The organism is Yinghuangia aomiensis (assembly GCF_039542225.1).
GTDB classification, from domain to species: Bacteria; Actinomycetota; Actinomycetes; order Streptomycetales; family Streptomycetaceae; genus Yinghuangia; species Yinghuangia aomiensis.
This window is the reverse complement of record NZ_BAABHS010000008.1, coordinates 307,498-327,880: the sequence shown is the minus strand read 5'-3', so window position 1 is coordinate 327,880 and position 20,383 is coordinate 307,498. Positions and strand designations below refer to the sequence as shown.

18 protein-coding genes and 1 pseudogene are annotated in these 20,383 nt (G+C 71.5%); 17 read left to right on the top strand and 2 right to left on the bottom strand.

Going from position 1 to position 20,383, the window contains the following annotated elements; genetic code table 11:
* Positions 1 to 223 (top strand): annotated as a pseudogene (locus tag ABEA93_RS13795) (IS5/IS1182 family transposase); the annotation flags it as partial.
* Here the strand turns inward: ABEA93_RS13795 and ABEA93_RS13790 are convergent.
* Both ABEA93_RS13790 and ABEA93_RS13785 read right to left on the bottom strand, forming a co-directional pair.
* Positions 224 to 367, bottom strand: coding sequence for a CBS domain-containing protein (locus ABEA93_RS13790; protein ID WP_345675770.1), 144 nt, complete (start codon positions 365 to 367; stop codon positions 224 to 226). It abuts the pseudogene before it with no gap.
* Positions 368 to 1,259: 892 nt separating this feature from the next.
* A complete protein-coding gene (locus ABEA93_RS13785; protein WP_345675769.1) occupies positions 1,260 to 1,463 on the bottom strand; it encodes a cold-shock protein in 204 nt (67 codons plus the stop codon).
* Between the two features lie 380 nt (positions 1,464 to 1,843).
* Here ABEA93_RS13785 and ABEA93_RS13780 point away from each other — a divergent pair, with 380 nt between their 5' ends.
* From ABEA93_RS13780 to ABEA93_RS13705, 16 genes are all read left to right on the top strand, one after another.
* Entirely contained in the window at positions 1,844 to 2,560 is a 717-nt protein-coding gene (locus ABEA93_RS13780; RefSeq protein ID WP_345675768.1) for an alpha-L-rhamnosidase-related protein, read from the top strand.
* Between the two features lie 433 nt (positions 2,561 to 2,993).
* Positions 2,994 to 3,800 carry a GntR family transcriptional regulator gene (locus ABEA93_RS13775; protein WP_345675767.1) on the top strand — a complete coding sequence of 269 codons (807 nt, stop codon included), beginning with the start codon at positions 2,994 to 2,996 and terminating at the stop codon, positions 3,798 to 3,800.
* Positions 3,797 to 4,741 (top strand): ABC transporter permease, encoded by a 945-nt coding sequence (locus ABEA93_RS13770; RefSeq protein WP_345675766.1) that lies wholly within the window; start codon positions 3,797 to 3,799, stop codon positions 4,739 to 4,741. The genes ABEA93_RS13775 and ABEA93_RS13770 overlap by 4 nt, the downstream gene beginning before the upstream one ends.
* A 210-nt stretch (positions 4,742 to 4,951) precedes the next feature.
* On the top strand, positions 4,952 to 5,881 hold the full coding sequence (locus ABEA93_RS13765) for an ABC transporter permease (protein ID WP_345675765.1): 930 nt from the start codon (positions 4,952 to 4,954) through the stop codon (positions 5,879 to 5,881).
* Positions 5,878 to 7,152, top strand: coding sequence for an ABC transporter ATP-binding protein (locus tag ABEA93_RS13760; protein WP_345675764.1), 1,275 nt, complete (start codon positions 5,878 to 5,880; stop codon positions 7,150 to 7,152). Before ABEA93_RS13765 ends, ABEA93_RS13760 begins: the two co-directional genes overlap by 4 nt.
* The gene (locus ABEA93_RS13755) at positions 7,149 to 8,090 is read left to right on the top strand and encodes an ABC transporter ATP-binding protein (RefSeq protein WP_345675763.1); all 942 of its coding nucleotides are present in this window, start codon (positions 7,149 to 7,151) and stop codon (positions 8,088 to 8,090) included. Before ABEA93_RS13760 ends, ABEA93_RS13755 begins: the two co-directional genes overlap by 4 nt.
* The gene (locus ABEA93_RS13750; protein WP_345675762.1) at positions 8,087 to 9,721 is read left to right on the top strand and encodes an ABC transporter substrate-binding protein; all 1,635 of its coding nucleotides are present in this window, start codon (positions 8,087 to 8,089) and stop codon (positions 9,719 to 9,721) included. The genes ABEA93_RS13755 and ABEA93_RS13750 overlap by 4 nt, the downstream gene beginning before the upstream one ends.
* A gap of 97 nt (positions 9,722 to 9,818) precedes the next feature.
* Positions 9,819 to 11,237 (top strand): amidase, encoded by a 1,419-nt coding sequence (locus ABEA93_RS13745; protein WP_345675761.1) that lies wholly within the window; start codon positions 9,819 to 9,821, stop codon positions 11,235 to 11,237.
* A gap of 78 nt (positions 11,238 to 11,315) precedes the next feature.
* Complete coding sequence (locus ABEA93_RS13740) at positions 11,316 to 11,501, top strand: hypothetical protein (RefSeq protein WP_345675760.1); 186 nt, start codon at positions 11,316 to 11,318, stop codon at positions 11,499 to 11,501.
* Between the two features lie 73 nt (positions 11,502 to 11,574).
* On the top strand, positions 11,575 to 12,189 hold the full coding sequence (locus tag ABEA93_RS13735) for a cysteine hydrolase family protein (RefSeq protein WP_345675759.1): 615 nt from the start codon (positions 11,575 to 11,577) through the stop codon (positions 12,187 to 12,189).
* Between the two features lie 408 nt (positions 12,190 to 12,597).
* The gene (locus tag ABEA93_RS13730) at positions 12,598 to 13,782 is read left to right on the top strand and encodes an ROK family transcriptional regulator (protein WP_345675784.1); all 1,185 of its coding nucleotides are present in this window, start codon (positions 12,598 to 12,600) and stop codon (positions 13,780 to 13,782) included.
* A gap of 127 nt (positions 13,783 to 13,909) precedes the next feature.
* Positions 13,910 to 14,929 (top strand): sugar phosphate isomerase/epimerase family protein, encoded by a 1,020-nt coding sequence (locus ABEA93_RS13725; protein WP_345675758.1) that lies wholly within the window; start codon positions 13,910 to 13,912, stop codon positions 14,927 to 14,929.
* Positions 14,930 to 15,021: 92 nt separating this feature from the next.
* A complete protein-coding gene (locus ABEA93_RS13720; RefSeq protein WP_345675757.1) occupies positions 15,022 to 16,575 on the top strand; it encodes a sugar ABC transporter ATP-binding protein in 1,554 nt (517 codons plus the stop codon).
* Positions 16,576 to 16,685: 110 nt separating this feature from the next.
* Positions 16,686 to 17,678, top strand: a complete 993-nt coding sequence (locus tag ABEA93_RS13715; RefSeq protein ID WP_425584936.1) for an ABC transporter permease — start codon at positions 16,686 to 16,688, stop codon at positions 17,676 to 17,678.
* Positions 17,679 to 17,787: 109 nt separating this feature from the next.
* Entirely contained in the window at positions 17,788 to 18,843 is a 1,056-nt protein-coding gene (locus ABEA93_RS13710; protein WP_345675756.1) for a substrate-binding domain-containing protein, read from the top strand.
* 77 nt (positions 18,844 to 18,920) lie between these two features.
* The gene (locus ABEA93_RS13705) at positions 18,921 to 20,141 is read left to right on the top strand and encodes a Gfo/Idh/MocA family protein (protein WP_345675755.1); all 1,221 of its coding nucleotides are present in this window, start codon (positions 18,921 to 18,923) and stop codon (positions 20,139 to 20,141) included.
* Positions 20,142 to 20,383: the final 242 nt, after the last annotated feature.

The following is a 20,383-nucleotide window of genomic DNA, read 5'->3' as shown; positions in this document are numbered from 1 at the left end:
GGCCGCCAACCGGAGGAAGAAGGGTTCCAGAGGCGGCAGGCCCGTCACCCACGACACCGACCTCTACAAGGAGCGCAACACCGTCGAGCGCCTGATCAACCGATTGAAGGCGTGGCGGGGCATCGCGGCCCGGTACGACAAGACCCCGGAAAGCTACCTCGCCGGCCTCCACCTGCGCGCCTCCATGATCTGGATCAACGACCTCACCCGAGCCACTCGTTGATCACAACCAGATACGCGCCCTAGCACGGACCGCCGCCAATTGCGTCCGGGTGACGAGGCCCGTGCACCGGTCGTCCTCGTCGCAGAGAAGCAGACGTTCGGTACGGGCGCCGGACATCACGGCCAGCGCCACCTCGACGGTCATGTCGGTCCCTACCCGCAGTCCCGACGCGAACGCGAGAGCGTCACGGGACGGGCCGGGGTGTGTCTGATCGGATACCAAAGGTGCCTCCTCGGGCAAGAGTGAAAGCGGCAAGTGAAAGCGACGCGTCAGCCTGGACGTGGGAGTCAGGCAGGCTTGCGGGGAAGGGGCTGCCGTGTGCCGCTCCGGCGCGTCGTCCTGGCGGTGCGCGCACCCTCGGTGGCCCCGGTCCGGCGCCCCCCTTGCCCTGGGGGTGTTCCACGGCCGGCGCGGAGTCGGTGACCGGAACGCCGGAGGGCGTGCGCGTGCCCGTGAGGCGGCTCAGCTCGGGTTCGCCGGTGGGGGCGTGCATACGGAGTGACTGCTGCGGTGACGTGTTGGGCCGGCTCGCGGGTGGGAACGAGGACGAGGGCGCGAACGACACCCGGAGCCGAACTCCCCTCGGGGTGTGGGCTTTCGCTCGCCAGAGCCGCCCGGACGGCGCACGACGCCGGACCGGCCGGAGGATGCGGCGCGATGGCGGCCACCCCGCCGTCCGGGGGCCGAGGCACCGAAAAGGGTGGCAGCAAAGCCATTGGCTTGGGTATCCGGTCCGTGCGGAACCTTCCTGATGCGACACGTGCCAGGAATTCCCGCAGCCGCACGACAGCTCGGAGAATCGCAGGACGACACCGGCGGAATTCGTGGGAAGCCGAGACGCGGCGACCGGTCGGCGGACCGGGAACAAGGGCGCCGCCGGAGCAGGCCACCGCAGCCGCTCCCCCGCGCAAGTCCCGCAAAGGCCAGGGCAGACCACGGCTGGTGCCCGGCCCTGAGGCCTTGGGCGTCCAAACGGAAGCGAGCCGGGGCCCGCACCTCCAGGTGCGGGCCCCGGCTGCGAATGAGCTTGTCGCGATCAGGCGGGAACGATGTTCTCGGCCGTCGGACCCTTCTGGCCCTGCGCGACGTCGAAGGTCACCTTCTGGCCTTCCTGCAGCTCACGGAAGCCCTGCGCGGCGATGTTCGAGAAGTGCGCGAAGACGTCCGGACCGCCGCCGTCCTGCGCGATGAACCCGAATCCCTTTTCCGCGTTGAACCACTTCACTGTTCCGGCAGCCATATTGAATCTCCTTCGGGGCAATGCCCGGAGTCCGCACCGTGCCGACCCCGCGTCGCCGCGATGATTACCCCGCCGAAAAAATCCGACATGCAAAAAATACGCCCACCGGGAACCGGCAGGTGAGCGCATTCGAAGTTATTTTGGGAACCACAACTGCAACCGAGATCGACAGTAGCACGGTGCAGCCGTTTCGGTACGGCACGAAATTCCATTCGGCGCAAGGTCGCAGAAATTCTCGTTGCGCGTTGCCGCCATTTCTGCCACCGCCAGTGCAGATAGTGTGCCCGGCACGGTGTACCGATGACGTCCCGCGCAGGTGCAACCGCGCCCGGGTCCAGGGCAAGGGGCCACCGAAATGTACGCGCGCATGGCCACGCGCCGTGTCGCGGCCGCGAACGGTCGGCCACCTGGATGCCGCGTACCGTTTGCTGCTCCAGCAGGACTGCCCCTCGTGGCTGTACGCGGTCACCCAGGGCGCCACGACGATCTGGGAGCGCTGGGACAGCCTTCGTCCCGACGGGACCCTCAACCCCGGCGGCATGACATCGTTCAACCACTACGCGTTCGGCGCCGTGGTCGACTGGCTCTACCGCACGGTCGCGGGCCTGGACGCCGCGGAACCCGGGTACCGCCGTCTGCGCATCGCCCCGCGCCCGGGTGGCGGCCTCACCCACGCCGGTGCCGACCTGCGTACCCCGTACGGGGAAGCGTCCGTGTCCTGGGAGAAGAGCGGCGATGTCGTGGCGGTAACGGCCGTCGTGCCGCCCAACACCCGCGCGGACGTCGAGCTGCCGGACGGTCGAAAGCTGGTCGTCGGTTCGGGGCGTCACACGTGGTCGGCCACGGTCTCCTCCGGCGCCACGCCGGCGGCGCTGACCGTCGACACTCCGATGTCGCAGATGCTCGATCATCCGGAAGCCTTGGCCGTCCTGCGCGAGACCCTGACCCGTCACTGGCCCGAGGCCGCGGCGCACATGGACACCGAGTCGACCGGGAGCGCCGGGTACGCGGAGGTCAGTCCCCGCCAACTGGCGGCGTTCTTCGCGGAGGGCGATGTGTGGCTCGCCGAACTCCAGGAGCGCCTCGGCGGCCTGTGAACCTGCCGGCCGCGGCGGCGACGAGCCGGGGGTGGTGTCGGGTAGGCGCCGTTCGACACCACCCCCGGTACGGCGGAACCGGCGAATCGCCGACGGCAGCGCCGACCGCCGGTTCGCCGACCTCGCGAGGGACCGGGATCCGAGCCGGGCGCGCTTCGGGTCACGGTTCGGGGAGCAGGCCCGAACTCACGCGACCGGTTCCCCGGCGGGCCGCCGGTCCGCGGTCGGGAGGGCGGCCGTCGTGGAACCGTCCGATCACGCACCGCAACCGACACGGCACACGGGCCCCGAAGGGGGCGGACGCAGCCGCGTATCCCTCGGTGCGGGAACTGTCTGTGCAGGTCAGCGCGTTGACACCGGGACATGAAACCGCGTAACTCGGGCGTGATCAGCATGTCTCGGGCAGGAAACGGACCACGGCCACGGTTGCGCCATGACCGCACTGCGAGCAGACTTCCGAGGCCGGCGCCGGCACCACACGACGCGCCGACTGCATGATCTGCTGCGCGCAGACGCGCTGCGAGGCACATTCACCCGCGGACGCCTGCCCAGCGAAGCCGACCTGATGATGGCCTACGGGGTCTCCCGCAGCACCGTCCGCGATGTGCTGACCCGCCTGCGGGCGGCCGGCATCGTCGAGCGGTTGCAGGGCGCGGGCACCCTGGTGGTCGGGCAGCGCACCGAGACCGCCCTGCCCGAGGCGCACGGTGTGGTGCCGTTGCGCAGCGGGGTGTTCACCGGCGAGCTGCACGTCGAGATCCTGGACCGGCAGACCATTCCGATGCCTCCCGCGGTGGCCCAACACCTCGGTGAGAGCCCCGGGTCCCCATGCCTGCGCCTGGACTACATCGGGCTCCGCAACGGCGAGGCGCACGGCATCGCCACCAACTACCTGCGCTACCCGGAGGCGGACGCCGTCGAGGGCACCCCGTTCCGTCTCGACTGGTACACGCTGCTGGAGCAGTCCGGGCTGACCATCGGCGAGACCGAGATGGTCATGGAGGCGACGCTGGCCGACGACCTGACCGCGGACCTGCTGGGTATCTCCCCCGGCGCGCCGCTGCTGTCCTTCGAGCAGGTCATCCGGGCCGCGGACGGTCGCCCCTACGACTACGCGCTGTTCCACTGCCGGGGCGACCGGGTGTCGCTGCTGTCCACGGCACGGCGTCCCGCCACGGACGATGCGGGCGGTACGACCGTCGCCGCCGCGGCGGCCCGGCCTCGCGGAGTCGCGTCATGATCGGTTTCCTGGCCCGCCGCCTCGGCTGGGCGCTGCCGACCCTGCTCGGCGTGTCGGTGATCGTCTTCGCGATCGTGAAACTCATCCCCGGCGACCCGGTGGCCACCATGGCCGGGCCGGGCGCCTCCCCCGCCACCGTGGCCGACCTGCGGTCGCGCCTGGGCCTGGACGACCCGGTGCCGTCGCAGTACCTGCACTGGCTGGGCCACGCGCTGACCGGCGATCTGGGGCGCAGCATCGCGCACCAGCAGTCGGCGGGACCGCTGGTGTGGGACGCGTTCCTGAACACGGCGGTGCTGGCCGGGATCGCCGCGCTGATGGCGGTGGTCCTCGGCGTGGCCCTGGGGGCGCTGGGCGCGATCCGCCCGCGCGGCCTGATCGGTCGGCTGTGCTCGGGCGGCAGCGTCGTCGCGGTGTCGTTGCCGCAGTTCTCCGTCGCGATCGTGTTCATCGCCTATCTCGCGCTGCGCACCGGGTGGTTCCCGGTCACCGGCATGCATGCGGTGGGCTCCGACGGACTCCTGGACCTGCTGCACCACGCCTTCCTGCCGGCGCTGACCGCCGCCTTGGTCCCGGCCGGGGTGATCGCCCGGTTGTTCCGCTCCAGCCTGCTGGACGTGCTCGCGCAGGATTTCGTGGAGGCGCTGCGCGCCCGAGGGCTGTCGGAACGGCGCATTCTGCTGCATGCCGTGCACAACACGCTGCCGTCGCTGATGACCGTCGCCGGTCTCCAGATCGGCTACCTGCTCGGCGGCGTGGTGTTCGTCGAGACGATCTTCTCCTGGCCGGGCCTGGGCCAGTTGGTGTACCAGTCGATCTCCGCCCGGGACATGCCGGTCATCCAGGCCGGGGTGCTGGTCTCCGCCGTGGTCCTGGTGCTGCTGAACGTCCTGGTGGACGCCCTGCACGCCCTGCTCGACCCGAGGCTGCGGACGCGCTGAGCGACGACGCGCCCGCGCCGCCGATCGCGTGATCGGACGGCCCTGCCTCCGGCCTCCCCGAAAAGCCGCCTTCCCGCCCCGGCCGCGGCCGTTCGTGCCCGGCCCGGCTCGTGCCGCCCGTTTCCCGTCCCGTTTCCCGTCCCGTTTCTTGTTCTGTTTCCGTCCCATCCGCCTGCGTCCCACCTCCGCTCCGCACCACTGGAGTCAACGATGGTCACCCTCGCTCCCGACCGGCCGCCGCCGTCCACGACCTCCCCGGGCCCGCGTACGGCAGGCCCCTCCACCGGGGCGGTGCCGCCCTCGCGGCGGCGCCGTCCGAAGGCCCGGCGCGTACCGCTCGGCCTGTGGTTCTCCGGCTCGGTCGCCGCCGTCCTGCTGCTCCTGGCCGCCTTCGGTCCGCTGCTCACCGGAGACACCGGCACCAGTCACCTCGACCAGCGCCTGTACGGATTCGGCGAACACGGGCACCTGCTCGGCACCGACGGCCAGGGCCGCGACGTCCTGGCCCGGGTGGTCGCCGGGGCGCGGCCCAGCCTGGTCGCGGGCCTGGTCCCGGTGCTGATCGCCGCCGTCCTCGGCAGCGCCTTGGGCATCACCGCCGGATTGGCCGGACGGGTCGTGCACACCGCCGTCATGCGCACACTCGACGTGCTGTACGCGTTCCCCGCCGTGCTGCTGGCCGTGGCCATCGGCGCCTCGCTCGGCAGCGGGGTGTCGAACGCGGTGATCTCGCTGTCGGTGGTACTGGTGCCCCCCGTGGCCCGGGTGGCGGAGACCGAGACCGCGCGCCTGCGCGGCATGGACTTCATGGACAGCGCCCGCGCGTCCGGCGCCAAACGCCGCACGATCGCGGTGCGCCAGGTGCTGCCGAACCTCCTGCCGACCATCGTCGTGTACTGCACGGCACTGGCCGGGCTGTCGATCGTCTTCGCCGCGGGGCTCTCGTTCCTCGGCCTGGGCACGGCACCGCCGCACGCGGAGTGGGGCCTGATGGTCAACGACCTGCGGCCCTACATCTTCACCGACCCCGCGCTGTCGCTCGTCCCCGCCGCGGCGATCCTGATCGCCTCGGTGGTCTGCAACATGCTCGGCGACGGTCTGCGCGACCTGCTCGACGTCCGCCGGGAGGTGACGGCATGACCACGGCGACCGGCACCCGGGGCCGACCTGCCACGACCGACAAGGAGCGCGCCACGGCCGGCAGGCCCGCGGGCGCCGACTCGTCCCGCGACGCCGGACCGGCGCTCGCGGTGGAACACCTCACCACGGTCTTCACCCGCTCCGGTGGCGACGTCCCGGTGGTACGCGACGTGTCCTTCGAGGTCGCGCCGGGCGGCACCCTGGTCCTGCTGGGCGAGAGCGGCAGCGGCAAGTCCGTCACCGCCCGCTCGATTCTCGGCCTGTACGGCGCCGGGGCGCGGATCACCGGCAGCGTACGCCTGGACGGGCGCGAGATCCTCGGCGGCGACATGCGCGCACTGCGCGGCCCCCACCTGGCGCTGGTGCCGCAGGACCCCGCCGGTGCCCTCGACCCGCTGCGCGGCATCGGCTCGCAACTCGTCGAGGTGCTGCGCACCCACGGCGTATGCGAGTCCCGGGCACAGGCACGCGAACGTGCCCTGGAACTCCTGGCGTTGGTCGGCATCCCCCACCCGGCTCGCGTGGCGCGCAGCCGACCGCACGAGTTGTCCGGCGGTATGCGCCAGCGGGCCGTCATCGCGATCGCGGTGGCCTGCGACCCCCGGGTGCTCATCGCCGACGAGCCCACCACGGCACTTGATGTGACGGTGCAGGCGCAGATCCTGGACCTGTTCGCCGGCCTTCAGTCCCGGTTGGGCATGGCGCTGATCCTGGTCACCCACGACGTGGGGGTGGCCGAGCAGTTGGGCGGCGGCATCGGGGTGATGTACGCGGGACGGCTGGTGGAGAGCGGGCCCGCGGCGCAGGTGCTGCGCGACCCGCGCCACCCGTACACCGCCGGTCTGCTGGCGGCGCTTCCCACGCCGGGGGCCGAACGCGGGAGCCTGGCCGTGCTGCCGGGGCGGCCGCCGGCAACCGGCGAGGACTTCCCGGGGTGCCCGTTCGCACCGCGTTGCGCCCGGGCGGTGTCCGCCTGTGTGCAGGTGCCGCCGGGACTGGAACCGGTCGTGGTGCGGATCCCGGAACCGCCGTCGGAGGACGGTGCTTTGGCGCCCGCCCGGGTGCCGGAAGCGGACGCCGCCGACGAGACCTCGGCGAGGGTGCGCCGGGCCGCGTGCCCGGTGGTGGCGGCCGACGGCGCCACGCCGTCGGTCACCGGTGCCGCCGTGCCGGTCGCGGACGACGCCTCCGGCTCCTCCGACGCGTCGGACGCGTCGGACGCGTCGGACGCGTCGGACGCGTCGGACGCGTCCGAGGCGGTGGTCCGGTGAAAGCCCCGCTGCTCCAGGCCGTCGGCCTGACCAAGACGTATCCCGGCGGCGTCCGCGCGGTCGACCGCATCGACCTGGAGGTCGCCCGGGGCGAAACCCTCGGCATCGTCGGCGAGTCGGGGTGCGGCAAGTCGACCACGGCGAAGATGCTGCTGCGGCTGGTCGACGCCGACGCGGGGGCGGTCGCCTTCGACGGCGTCAACATCACCAAAGTGCGCGGCAAGGCGCTGCGTCAGCTGCGCTCCCGGCTCCAGGTGGTGCCGCAGGACCCGCGCACCAGCCTCAACCCGAGGCTGACCGTCGGCTCGTCGATCGGGTTCAACCTGCGGGTGCACGGCGTCGGGCGTGCCGACCGGTCCGCCCGCGTCCCGGAACTGCTGGACCGCGTCGGCCTCGACCCGGCGTACGCCGACCGCTATCCGCACGAGATGTCCGGCGGCCAGTTGCAGCGGGTGGCGATCGCGCGCGCCCTGGCCACCGGACCGGACCTGGTGGTGTGCGACGAGGCGGTCAGCGCGCTGGACAAGAGCGTGCAGGCGCAGGTGCTGAACCTGCTCGCCGAGCTGCAACGGGACCTGGGGGTGGCGTACCTGTTCATCAGCCACGACCTCGCGGTGGTCGAGCACATCGCCGACCGGGTGGCGATCATGTACCTCGGCCGGGTCGTGGAGCAAGGCCCGGCGTCGTCATTGTGGTCCGACCCCCGGCACCCCTACACCAAGGCGCTGCTGTCGTCGGTTCCCGGGCGCGGCGGTGCGCGGACGGTCCTGCGCGGCGACCCGCCGGATCCGGCGTCGCCGCCGAGCGGGTGCGGGTTCCGCACCCGCTGCCCGATCGCCGAGGAGCGGTGCGCGCACGATGTGCCCGCGCTGCTGGCTCCGTCCGGGACGGCCGCCGACGGCCACCGGGTGGCCTGCGTCAAGGAGGCGGTGGCGTGAACGGCCACGTGCGCGCGGGCCGCCCGTCGAGAGCTCGCGGCGGGGCGTCCCGGCTGCGCCGGGCGGTGTCGGCGGCGTCGCTGATCCTGGTCGGCGCGCTGACCACCGCCTGCGCGGTGGCGGACGGGGCCGAGTCCGGCAAGCCGGGCGTGCTCACCATCGGCATGACCGCGTCCGACATCCCCAACCTGGACACCTCGCTGTCCGCCGACCAGGGGTACGAGGGCACGCGGTTCGTCGGGATGCAGTTGTACGACGGACTGACCCGCTACGACCTCGCCCAAGGCGACCACGTGCCGGGCGCGGTGCCGAGCCTGGCGACGTCCTGGGAGCAGGACCCGGCCGGGTCGTCGTGGACGTTCCACCTGCGCCAAGGGGTGTCGTTCACCGACGGCACGCCGTTCGACGCCGACGCCGTGGTGTTCAACCTCGACCGGTACCTGAACAAGGAGAGCCCCCAGTACTACCCGCAGGCCGGCGCGCAGGCATCGCTGTCGTTGACCGGTGTGCAGGGCTACGCCAAGGTCGACGACCGCACGATCCGGATCTTCACCAAAGGCGAGTGGTCGCATCTGCCCGGCGACCTGACGACGGTGTTCATGGCCTCCCCCGCGGCCGTCCGCAAGTGGGGCAACACCGGCTTCGCGGAACACCCGGTCGGCACCGGCCCGTTCGTGTTCCGTTCCGCCAAGCGCGGCCAGGAACTCGTGCTGGACGCCAACCGCGACTACTGGCGCGGTGTCGCGAAGATCGACCGGCTGGTGCTGCGCCCGATGCCGGACGAGTTGTCGCGGGTGGCCGCGCTCCGGGCCGGCGAGGTGAACTGGATCGAGGCGCCCAGCCCCGACAACGTGCCGCCGTTGCGCGACGCCGGCTACCAGATCATGACCAACGGCTACGACCACATATGGCCGTGGTTGTTCGACACCTCCGACGGGCCGCTGAGTGACCGACGGGTGCGCCAAGCGCTCAACTACGCGATCGACCGCGAGCAGATGTCGACGGACCTGCTGGGTGGCACCGCGGAACCGGCGACGCAACTGTCGGCACGCTCGGGCATCGCGTACGACCCGGCCAACGACGTCTTCGGCCACGACCCGGCGAAGGCCCGGCAACTGCTGACCGAGGCCGGGTACCCGGACGGCTTCTCGATGACCGTGTCGTATCCGACCGGCGGCTCGGGCAACATGCAGCCCGGCCCGATGAACGAGGAACTGCGCAGCGACCTGGCGAAGGTCGGCGTGCGGGTCGAGCTGAAGCCGATCGAGTGGGCGGCCATGCTCACCTCGTACGTGTCCGGCACCTTCCCGGACGGCGCGGACGCCGTGAACATCTCGCTGACATTCCTTCAGGAAGTTTCCTGGAGTACGTCGTTCGCCTCGGGCAGCCCGCTGAACCTGACCCACTACAGCAACCCCGAAGTCGACCGGCTGCTCGGCGAGTCGCTCAAGGAGACGGACCTGGCCCGGCGGTCGGCGATCTACGCACGAATCGTCGGATTGATCGACCGGGACGCGCCCTGGCTGGTGGTCGTCAACGACCGCAATCCGCGCGCTCTGGCGGCCAACGTCCACGGGTTCGTCGAACCCCAGTCGTGGTTCGTCGACCTGACCACGGTGTCGGTCTCCTGAACCCGGCATCCCGGCCGGTGCCCTGGCCCGGCCCCCTTTCTCCCGGCGTCCGCGACGCCGGACACCTCGCACACCCCTCCTCCCAAGGAGTCCTGCCATGACCGCACCCACCACCTACGAACCGACACTCGACGGCGCCGCCCGCGCCCTGCGCGCGGGAACCGTGACCAGTGTCGAACTGACCCGGCGCTGCCTGGACGCGGCCGAGGCCCACGACGACGAACTCGGCGTGTTCCTGGCCCGGTTCGACGACCGTGCGCTGGCCGCCGCCGAGGCCGCCGACGCGGCACTGGCCGCGGGTGACGATCTCGGGCCGCTGCACGGAATCCCGCTCGGCATCAAGGACATCATCACCACCACCGAAGCGCCGACCACCGCGCAGAGCCTGATCCTGGACCGCGCCTGGGGGCCCGCTATCGGCGACGCACCCGTCGCCGCGCGGCTGCGGGCAGCGGGCGCGGTCTTCGTCGGCAAAGCCACCACGATGGAGTTCGCCATCGGCCGGCCCGACGAGTCGAAGCCGTTCCCGATCCCCCGCAACCCGTGGAACCCCCTTACCTGGCCGGGCGGTTCCAGCTCCGGGACCGGGGCGGGCGTCGCCGCCGGCATGTTCCTCGGCGGGCTCGGCACCGACACCGGCGGCAGCATCCGCATCCCCGCCGCGTTCTGCGGGATCTCCGGGCTGATGCCGACGTTCGGGCGGGTTCCCAAGTCCGGGTGCGTGCCCCTCGGTTACAGCCTGGACCACATCGGCCCGATGGCCCGCGCCGTCCGCGACTGCGCCCACATGCTTCAAGTCCTCGCCGGACACGACCCGTCCGACGCCTGCTGCGCCGACGAACCGGTGCCGGACTACGGCGGCGCGCTGACCGGCGACCTGACCGGCGTACGGATCGGGGTCGACACGCTGACGCGGAGCATCGCCACCGACACGGACCCGTCCGTGCCGGGACTGCTGGAGGCCGCCGTACGGGTCCTCGCGGAGCGCGGCGCGGACATCGTGGAGGTCGAACTGCCGTACTACCGCGAGATGGTGACCGCGGACATGGTGACCCTGACCGCGGAGGCGATGGCGTACCACGCCACCGACCTGCGGGCGCGCTGGGACGACTACTTCGCCGGCACGCGGGCCATCGTCGCCTCCGGCGCCCTGTACAGCGCGGCCGACTACGTGCAGGCGCAACGGGTGCGCAGGGTGGCGCAGAAGGCCCTTGCCGAGCTGTACCGGGACGTGGACCTGGTGCTCACCCCGACCTGCTCGATCGGCGCTCCGGCGCTGGACGACCTGGACTCGCTGATCGGCGGGCCGCGGGGCACCGCCATGCACACCGGCTACTGGGACTCCGTCGGCAACCCCGTGCTGAGCCTGCCCATGGGGTTCACCGCGGACGGGCTGCCGCTCGGCATGCAGCTTGCCGGGCGCCCGTTCGACGAAGCGACCGTGCTGCGCGCCGGCGACGCCTACCAGCAGGACACCGACTGGCACCTGCGCACCCCCGAGGGCTACGGCTCCTGACCGGCACCGCCCCGACCCCGGATCACCACGTCCGTCCCGCAACCGTCCTTGCACCACCGCCATCGGCAGGAGAACCAGATGAGCACCGACCCGTCCGCCGCCGCACCCGTCCTGCTGGCTCTGGCCGGCCTGGCGCCGAGCGAGCAGGAGACCGCCCGCATCTCGGAGGCGTTCGCCGCCCAATACCAGGCGATGCAGGAGCTGTACGCCGTGGCCGACGCCCGCTACGAGGAGCCGGCGCTGATCTTCCGCGCCCGCCCGTGACCGGTTCCCCGGCCCCACACCCCACCGAACTCGCCCCGCCCCCACGGCTTCGCCGACACCGTACGGAGACACCATGAACGCCACCAGTCCCACTCCCGACGCCGCCGTGCTGGTCATCGACATGCAGAACGGCTTCTGCCACCCCGACGGCTCCGTGCCGCGCCACCTGGAGCCGCTGCCACGCATGGCGGAGGTGGTGGCGGCCAACGCCGGCCTGCTCGCCGCCGCGCGCGAGGCGGGCCTCCCGATCCTGTACACCCGGCACGTGTTCCGCCCCGACAGGCTGGACGCCCCGCCGTCCAGCGTCGCGGCCTTCCCCGCCGACGCCGAACCGCTGCTGCGCGGCTCCTGGGACGCCGACATCATCGGCGAACTGGCGCCGGAGCCGGGCGACGTCATCATCGACAAGAACCGCTTCGACGCGTTCCTGTACACCGATCTGGAGGTGGTGCTGCGCGCCTTGGGCATCCGCAGGCTCCTGGTGACCGGGGTCGTGACGAGTATCTGCGTCGAGTCGACCGTACGCTCCGCACAGCAGCGCGACTTCACGGTGCACGTCGCCGAGGACTGCACCTCGGCCCCCGCGGACCAACACCAGGCCGCACTGGACGTGATGGCCTACATCTTCGCCACGGTCGCCCCCTGGAAGGAGTGCCTGGCCTCGATGCTCACTCCCCCCGCGGCGTGACCCCCGGGGCGGCCGGTCGACCAACGGCACCCGGCCGCCCCACCCGACACATGAACGCACCGCTCCGCCCTCGAGTGGACGGCCGGCCACACGCACATCCAACCCGGGGCACCTGCCGCGCCGCGGCCGACCTCGCATGGAGTCCGGTCCCCTCGCTCCCGGTCCGCCCGGGGCGCAGAAACGTTCGTGCAGCCGTGGGGTCCGACCGCTCCGCGCCGGACTTTGTCCTGCAAAGAGGGAAACTTAGAACCCCGCCGCAGAAACTTCTTCCACTTAAAAGCAAAAGTGGCTAGGTTCGCACCCGATCGCACGTGGCAGGACAGTGGGCGGCGTCCAGTCGCCCCAGGCCGACCTCATGGGGGAATGGTGCGCGATGGGGCGGGTATTGCGGAGGCCGATGCGATGCGCGTGACGACGCGGCCGCAGAACGCGCACCAGACGCGGCTTCTCGAACTCCTGCGGGACGGCGGTCCCCGGTCGCGCGCCGAGTTGGGCGACCTGGTGCACATGTCGCGGTCCAAGGTCGCCGTCGAGTTGGACCGCCTCGCCGAGTTGGGGCTGATCCAGAACGCCGGGCTCGCCGCGTCGCGCGGTGGCCGGCGGTCCGGCATCGTGAGCCTGTCTCCGTCGCTGCGTTTCGTCGGGATCGACATCGGTGCGACGTCGATCGCCGTCGCCGTCACCGACGGCGAACTCCGCGTCCTGGGAAAGCTGCAGGAGCCCTGCGACGTACGGCAGGGTCCGGACGCGGTGCTCGGCCTCGCCCTCACGCTGGTCGCCAAGTTGCGCGACCAAGGCCTGTTGCCGCAGATCCACGGCGTCGGGCTCGGCGTACCCGGTCCGGTGAGCTTCCGCGAGGGTGTCCCGGTGGTGCCGCCGATCATGCCGGGCTGGGACCGCTACCCGGTACGCGAGGCCTTGGGACGCGAACTCGGCTGCCCGGTCCAGGTCGACAACGACGTCAACATCATGGCGGTCGGCGAGCAGCACGCCGGCTCGGCCCGCTCGGTGGACGACTTCCTGTTCATCAAGATCGGCACTGGCATCGGCTGCGGCATCGTCGTGGACGGCAGCGTGTACCGCGGGGCGTCCGGCAGCGCCGGCGACATCGGGCATATCCGCGTCGCCGCCAGCGGACCCACCTGCGCGTGCGGCAACGTCGGATGCCTGGAGGCGTTCTTCAGCGGCGCGGCGCTCAAACGCCACGCCACCTCCGCCGCCCGCTCGGGCCAGTCCCCCTACCTGGCCGCGCGGCTCGCGGAGGCCGGCAAGGTGCGTGTCGAGGACGTCGCGCAGGCCATGATGGCGGGCGACGCCGCCGCGATGCGCCTGGTGCGCGCCGGAGGCGAGCGCGTGGGCCAGGTCCTGGCCAGTCTGGTGAGCTTCTTCAACCCGGGCCTGATCGTGCTCGGCGGAAGCGTGCCGAGCCTGCTCGGGCACCCGTTGCTCGCCGAGATCCGCAGCGTCGTCTACCGCCAGTCGTTGCCGCTCGCGACCGGCAACCTGCCCATCGTCCTGTCCGAGCTGAGCGACAGCGCCGGGGTGATCGGCGCCACGCGCGGCATCAGCGACCACGTCTTCTCGGCCCCCTGACAGCTCTCCCGACCGTACGAGCGCCACCGCAGCACCCGCCCGGCACGACCCGAAAGCACCACGCGAGCCGCACGACCCCACCGACACGCCCGTTGCAGCTCCGGGCCCGGACCAGGGAGTAGGCACCATGGCGCGACCGATCACGCTGTTCACCGGCCAGTGGGCCGACCTTCCGTTCGAAGAGGTGTGCCGCCTCGCGTCCGGCTGGGGCTACGACGGCCTGGAAATCGCCTGCTGGGGCGACCACTTCGACGTACGCAGGGCCCTGGAGGAGGAAGATTACGTCGCCGGGCGCACAGCCGTTCTCGACAAGTACGGCCTCAAGACGTGGGCGATCTCGAACCACCTTGTGGGGCAGGCGGTTTGCGATGCGGTGATCGACGCGCGGCACGAGGCGATCCTGCCCGCGCGCATCTGGGGCGACGGCTCGCCCGAGGGGGTGCGCACGCGCGCCGCCCAGGAACTCAAGGACACCGCACGAGCCGCCGCACGGCTGGGAGTTCGTACCGTCGTCGGGTTCACCGGCTCGTCCGTCTGGCACACCGTCGCCATGTTCCCGCCGGTCCCCGAGTCGATGATCGAGGCCGGCTACCGCGACTTCGCCGACCGCTGGAACCCCATCCTGGACGTCTTCGACGAGGTCGGCGTGCGCTTCGCGTTCGAGGTCCACCCCAGCGAGATCGCGTACGACTACTGGACCACCGTGCGCATGCTGGAAGCCGTCGGCAACCGTCCGGCTTTCGGACTGAACTGGGACCCCTCGCACTTCGTCTGGCAGGACCTCGACCCCGCCGCCTTCCTGCTGGACTTCCGCGACCGCATCTACCACGTGGACTGCAAGGACGCCCGGGTGCGCACCGGCGACGGGCGCCGCGGCCGGCTCGGCTCCCATCTGCCGTGGGGCGACCCGCGTCGCGGCTGGGACTTCGTCTCCACCGGCTTCGGCGACGTGCCGTGGCAGGACTGCTTCCGCGCGTTGAACACCATCGGCTACGCCGGACCCATCTCGGTCGAGTGGGAGGACGCCGGTATGGACCGGCTGTACGGCGCGGCCGAGGCGCTCGCGTTCGTCCGCCGTCTCGCCGCGATCGAACCGCCCTCGGCTTCCTTCGACAGCGCCTTCGCCTCGGACCGCAGAGCCCCCTGACCGCGGCACCGCCGCACCACACCGCGCACCTTTCGGCGCCTTGCTCCGCGCCCCCGCTCGGCCGTCGCCACCGCTCGTGAGAAGGAGCCTCCATGCCCACGGCCTCCTCCGTCGAACCCGCGCCGCCGCTTCTGGTCATGCGCGAGATCGTCAAGCAGTTCCCGGGAGTTCGCGCCCTTGACGGTGTCTCGCTGGAAGTGCGCGAGGCCGAGGTGCACTGCCTGCTCGGGCAGAACGGCGCCGGCAAGTCGACGCTGATCAAAGTCCTTGCCGGCGTGCACCAGCCCGACGGGGGACTGCTCGAATGGCGCGGCGAGCCGGTGCGGCCGGGCAACCCGACCGCCGCCATCCGGCTCGGCATCTCCACGATCTATCAGGAACTCGACCTGGTGGACGGCCTGTCGGTGGCGGAGAACGTGTTCCTCGGCCACGAGCGCGCCCGGTTCGGGCTCACCCGTCGTGGCGAGACCAACCGGGCCACCACCGCACTGCTCGACCGCCTGGGCCACGGCGAGATCCCGCCGACCACCCCGGTCGGGCGGTTGCCCGCGTCCGGGCGGCAGATCGTCAGCATGGCCAGGGCGCTGTCCCACGACGCGCGGCTGATCGTGATGGACGAGCCGTCCGCGGCACTCGCCCACGACGAGGTGGAGAGCCTGTTCCGCACGGTGCGGGAACTCACCTCCGCCGGGGTCGCCGTCGTCTACATCTCGCACCGCCTGGACGAGATCCGCGAGATCGGTGACCGCGTCACCGTGCTCAAGGACGGTCGGACGGCCGCATCCGGCCTGCCCGCGCGCGAGACGCCCACGCAGGAGCTGGTCGCCCTGATGACCGGGCGCCGCATCGAGTACGCCTTCCCGCCGCGGCCCCGCACCGGCACCGGTGCCCGGCCTTCCGACACCGACAAACCCGCCGAGATCCTGCGCGTCGAGAACCTGTCCCTGCGCGGCCGCTTCGACGACGTGTCCTTCTCCGTGCACGCCGGGGAGGTCGTCGGCCTCGCCGGTCTGGTGGGCTCGGGACGTTCGGAGATCCTGGCGGCGATCTACGGTGCCCTCCGGCCGACTTCGGGCCGCGTCATCCTGGACGGTGTGCCGCTGCGCCCCGGCAGCGTCCACACGGCGGTTCGGCGCGGCATGGGCCTGGCCCCCGAAGAGCGCAAGTCCCAGGGCCTGGTGATGCTCGACACGGTCGGACGCAACATCACCGTCGCGTCGCTGAGCCGGTATGCGCGGTTCGGCTGGCTCGACCGGCGCCGCGAGACCGAGGACGCCCGTCGGCAGGCCGCGGCCCTCGACATCCGGCCGGCCGACCCGCACCGCCCGATCCGCACGTTGTCCGGCGGAAACCAGCAAAAGGCGGTGCTGGCACGCTGGTTGCTGCACGGTTGTCGGCTCCTGCTGCTGGACGAGCCCACCCGTGGCGTCGACATCGGGGCGCGCAGCGAGCTGTACGCGCAGATGCGCGCGCTCGCCGACAGCGGCATCGCGATCGTGGTCGTCTCGAGCGAGATCCCCGAGGTCCTCGGGTTGTCCGAACGGGTTCTGGTGATCCGGGACGGCCGCATCGTCGAGTGCGCTCCCGCGGACGAGTTGGACGAACACCGCGTACTGGACCTGGTCATGGAAGGCAGCAGCCTGTGAACCGCGACGTACGGGACGACCCCGCCGCCGACGACCCCGCGACCGACGAAAGGTTCCCCGACTCGCCGAAGACGCCCCGGCCGGCCCCGGCCGTCGATGCCGACCGCGACGTGGGCGGGGCCCGGCGCGGGCCGCTCGGCTTCCTGTTCGCGCACGCCGGCGCGTCGGGCGCCCGGCAGCACATCGCGCTGCTGGTCGCCCTGGCCCTGCTGTTCGTGATCGGCCTGGCCACCAAAGGGGACCGCTTCGCGACCAGCAGCAACATGGTGACGATCCTGTCCCTCGCGGCCGTCGTCGGAGTGATCACCGTGGGCATGACGTTCGTCATCATCGGCGGCGGCATCGACCTGTCGGTGGGCGCGCTGATCGCGCTCTCTTCGGTGTGGTCGACGACCGTCGCGACCCAGGACACCGGCCTGTTCGGCATGGTGTTCACCGCCATCGTGGTCGGTGTCGTATGCGGCCTGCTCAACGGGCTGTTGATCGCATTCGGCGGGCTGGTGGCGTTCATCGTCACCCTCGCGGTGAGCGTGTCGGCACGCGGCCTCGCCGAGCAGATCTCCGACCGCAAGTCGCAACTCGTCGACGTCGAGGGATTCCTGCGGATCGCGGAGGACAAGTACTTCGGCATCCCGATGCACGTGTACCTTTTCCTGGTCGTCGTGGTGGCGGGCTGGATCGTGCTGAACCGCACCACGTTCGGCCGGCGGACGTTCGCGGTCGGCGGCAACCCGGAGGCGGCCAGGCTGGCGGGCATCAACGTCCGCCTGCACACCTGCCTGCTGTACGTGGTGTCCGGGCTGTGCTGCGGCATCGCCTCGATCATGCTGACCGCGCAGGCGAACACCGGCGCGAGTACGCACGGCCAACTCTACGAACTCGACGCGATAGCCGCCGTGGTGATCGGCGGGACGCTGCTCACCGGCGGCTTCGGGTCGGTCGTGGGATCGATCCTCGGCGTCCTGGTGTTCACCACCATCCAGGACCTGTTCATCCTCAACAACCTCGCCTCGCCGATCCAGCAGATCGCCAAGGGCCTGATCATCCTCGCGGTGCTGTTGATCCAGCGCTGGGGCGGCGTCCGCCGCCACATGCCCGCCTAAGCCAGGCCGCGGGCGACCGAACCCCGCCCTCCGACCTACGCAACCCGGCCCACGTCGTTCGGCGCAACCCCGCCCGGTCCCCAAACCCTTGTCCCTTCGGGAGTCAGCCATGTCCCAGCTCCATCGCAGAGGCTTTCTGTTCGGCGGCGCCGCGCTCGGCGCGGGCGCCCTCCTCGCGGGCTGTACCGGCAACTCGTCGGACGACGACACCGGCCCGCAGGTCAAGGCGCCGGCGTCCGACTCGGGCAGCCCCGAGGCGCCCGCCAAGCCCGTCACGATCGGCTTCTCGGCGCCCGCCGCGGACCACGGCTGGACGGGCGCGGTCAGCCTCAACGCCAAGGCGCAGGCCAAGCAGTTCGCCGACGTCACACTCAAGGCCACCGAGGGCACCAACGACGTCAACCAGCAGATCCAGCAGGTACAGACGCTGATCGACGCCAAGGTCGATGTGCTGGTGATCCTGCCCTACGACGGCAAGGCTCTCACCGCGGTGGCGCGGCGGGCGATGGAGGGCGGTATTCCGGTCGTCAACCTGGACCGCGTCTTTGCGAACGCGCTGTCGTACCGCACCTGGATCGGCGGCGACAACTACGGCATGGGCGTCAACGCCGGCACCTACATCGCGTCGCGCATGAAGCAAGCCGGCAAGGCGAACCCGGTCGTGGTCGAGGTGGCCGGCCTCGACAACCTGGAGCTGACGCAGCAGCGCAGCCAGGGTTTCCGCGACGCGCTGGAGGCGGCCGGCATGAAGGTGGCCGCCCGCCAGGCCGCGGACTTCACCGCGGCGGTCGGGCAGCGCGTGGCGACGCAGTTGCTGCAGGCCAACGGGAAGATCGACGCGATGTGGAACCACGACGACGACCAGGGCATCGGCGTCATGGCGGCGATCAAGCAGGCCGGCCGGGACAACGAGTTCCTGATGGTCGGCGGCGCGGGGTCGAAGAAGGCCATGGAGGACATCAGGGCGGACAACACGCCGCTCAAGGCCACCGTGTTGTACCCGCCGAGCATGGCATCGTCGGCGATCATCCTGGCGCGCATGATCGGGCAGGCGAAGTCGCCCGGCGACCTCGCCGAATTGGAAGTGCCCGCGTCGATCACCACCTACTCGGCGGTGGTCACCAAGGAGAACGTCGACCGCTATCTGCCCACTGCGTTCTCGTAGCCCACCCGCGGCGGCGATCGGGGTTCCGACCGCCGCCGCGTGTGTCGCATGCAGGCGTCCCGAACCGAAAGGCACCCATGTCGTCACTTTCCCAAGGCTCCCGAACCGCCCGCCCGCTGCTGGGCATCGGCATGGTCGGTCACGCGTTCATGGGCCGGGTCCACTCCCACGCATGGCGCTCTGTGGACGCCTTCTTCGACCTGCCGCTGCGGCCGGAGATGCGTGTCGTGGCCGGCCGGGACGCGACCCGCGTCGAGGCCGCCGCGGCCCGTCTCGGCTGGGCCGAAGCGAGCACGGATTGGCGCGAACTCCTGGACCGTGACGACATCGCACTGATCGACATCTGCACGCAGGGGTCGTCGCACGCGGAGATCGCCATCGCCGCGTTGGAGGCGGGCAAACACGTGTTGTGCGAGAAGCCGCTGGCGAACTCCCCCGCCGAGGCCGAGGCGATGGCACGGGCGGCGGCCAAGGCGGCCGGGCACGGCGTGCTGGCGATGGTCGGTTTCAACTACCGGCGGGTTCCCGCGCTGTCGCTGGCCCGGTCGCTCGTCGCCGAGGGCCGGCTCGGCACGCTCCGTCATGTCCGCGCGCGCTACCTGCAGGACTGGATCGTCGATCCCGAGCACCCGCTGGTGTGGCGTCTCGTGCGCGAGCAGGCCGGTTCGGGGGCACTCGGCGACATCGGTGCGCATATCGTCGATCTCGCCGAGTTCCTGACGGGTGATCACATCACCGGAGTCAGTGCGATCACCGAGACGTTCATCCGCGAACGCCCGCTGGGTGCGGCGGCCACGGGCATCGGGGCCCGGGCCGGCGAGGGCCGCGGGGGTACGGGCACCGGGATCGGCACGGTGACGGTCGACGATGCGGCCATTTTCCTGGCCCGTACCGCCGGGGGCGCACTCGCGACGTTCGAGGCCACCCGGTTCGCCAGCGGCCGCAAGAACGCGCTGAGCATCGAACTCAACGGCTCGCGCGGCAGCGTGGCGTTCGACTTCGAGGCGATGAACGAACTGTGGTTCCACGACCACGAGGAGCCGCCGGCCACCGCCGGGTTCCGCCGCATCCCGGTCACCGATCCCACCCACCCGTACACCGCCGTCTGGTGGCCGCCCGGCCACGGTCTCGGCTACGAGCACAGCTTCACCCACCAGGCCCGCGACCTGATCGAGGCCATCGCGTCCGGTACGACGCCCGAGCCGTCCTTCGACGACGGCCTGCGGGTGCAACGGGTGCTGGCGGCGGTGGAGACCAGCGCGGCCAACGGCAGCCTGTGGACGCCGGTGGCGGCCTGACGCCCAGGGCGTGCCGTCAACTCCCGCCGGGCCTGACACCGGGCCCGACGCCCTCCCAAGCCCCCCTGCCAAACGTCAGGCCGAGCGGGGCCCGCGCGCCGCTCGGGAGGGCCGCCTGGTCTGGGCCAGAGAGGTATAGCGGCCAGTGTGACGGCTGCTTCGAACGGGCGCGCCTGACCGGCACCGCCGTGGAAGCCGCCGCACGCATCCGCCGGGAAGTGAGCCCTGCGCGGCCTGCGCAC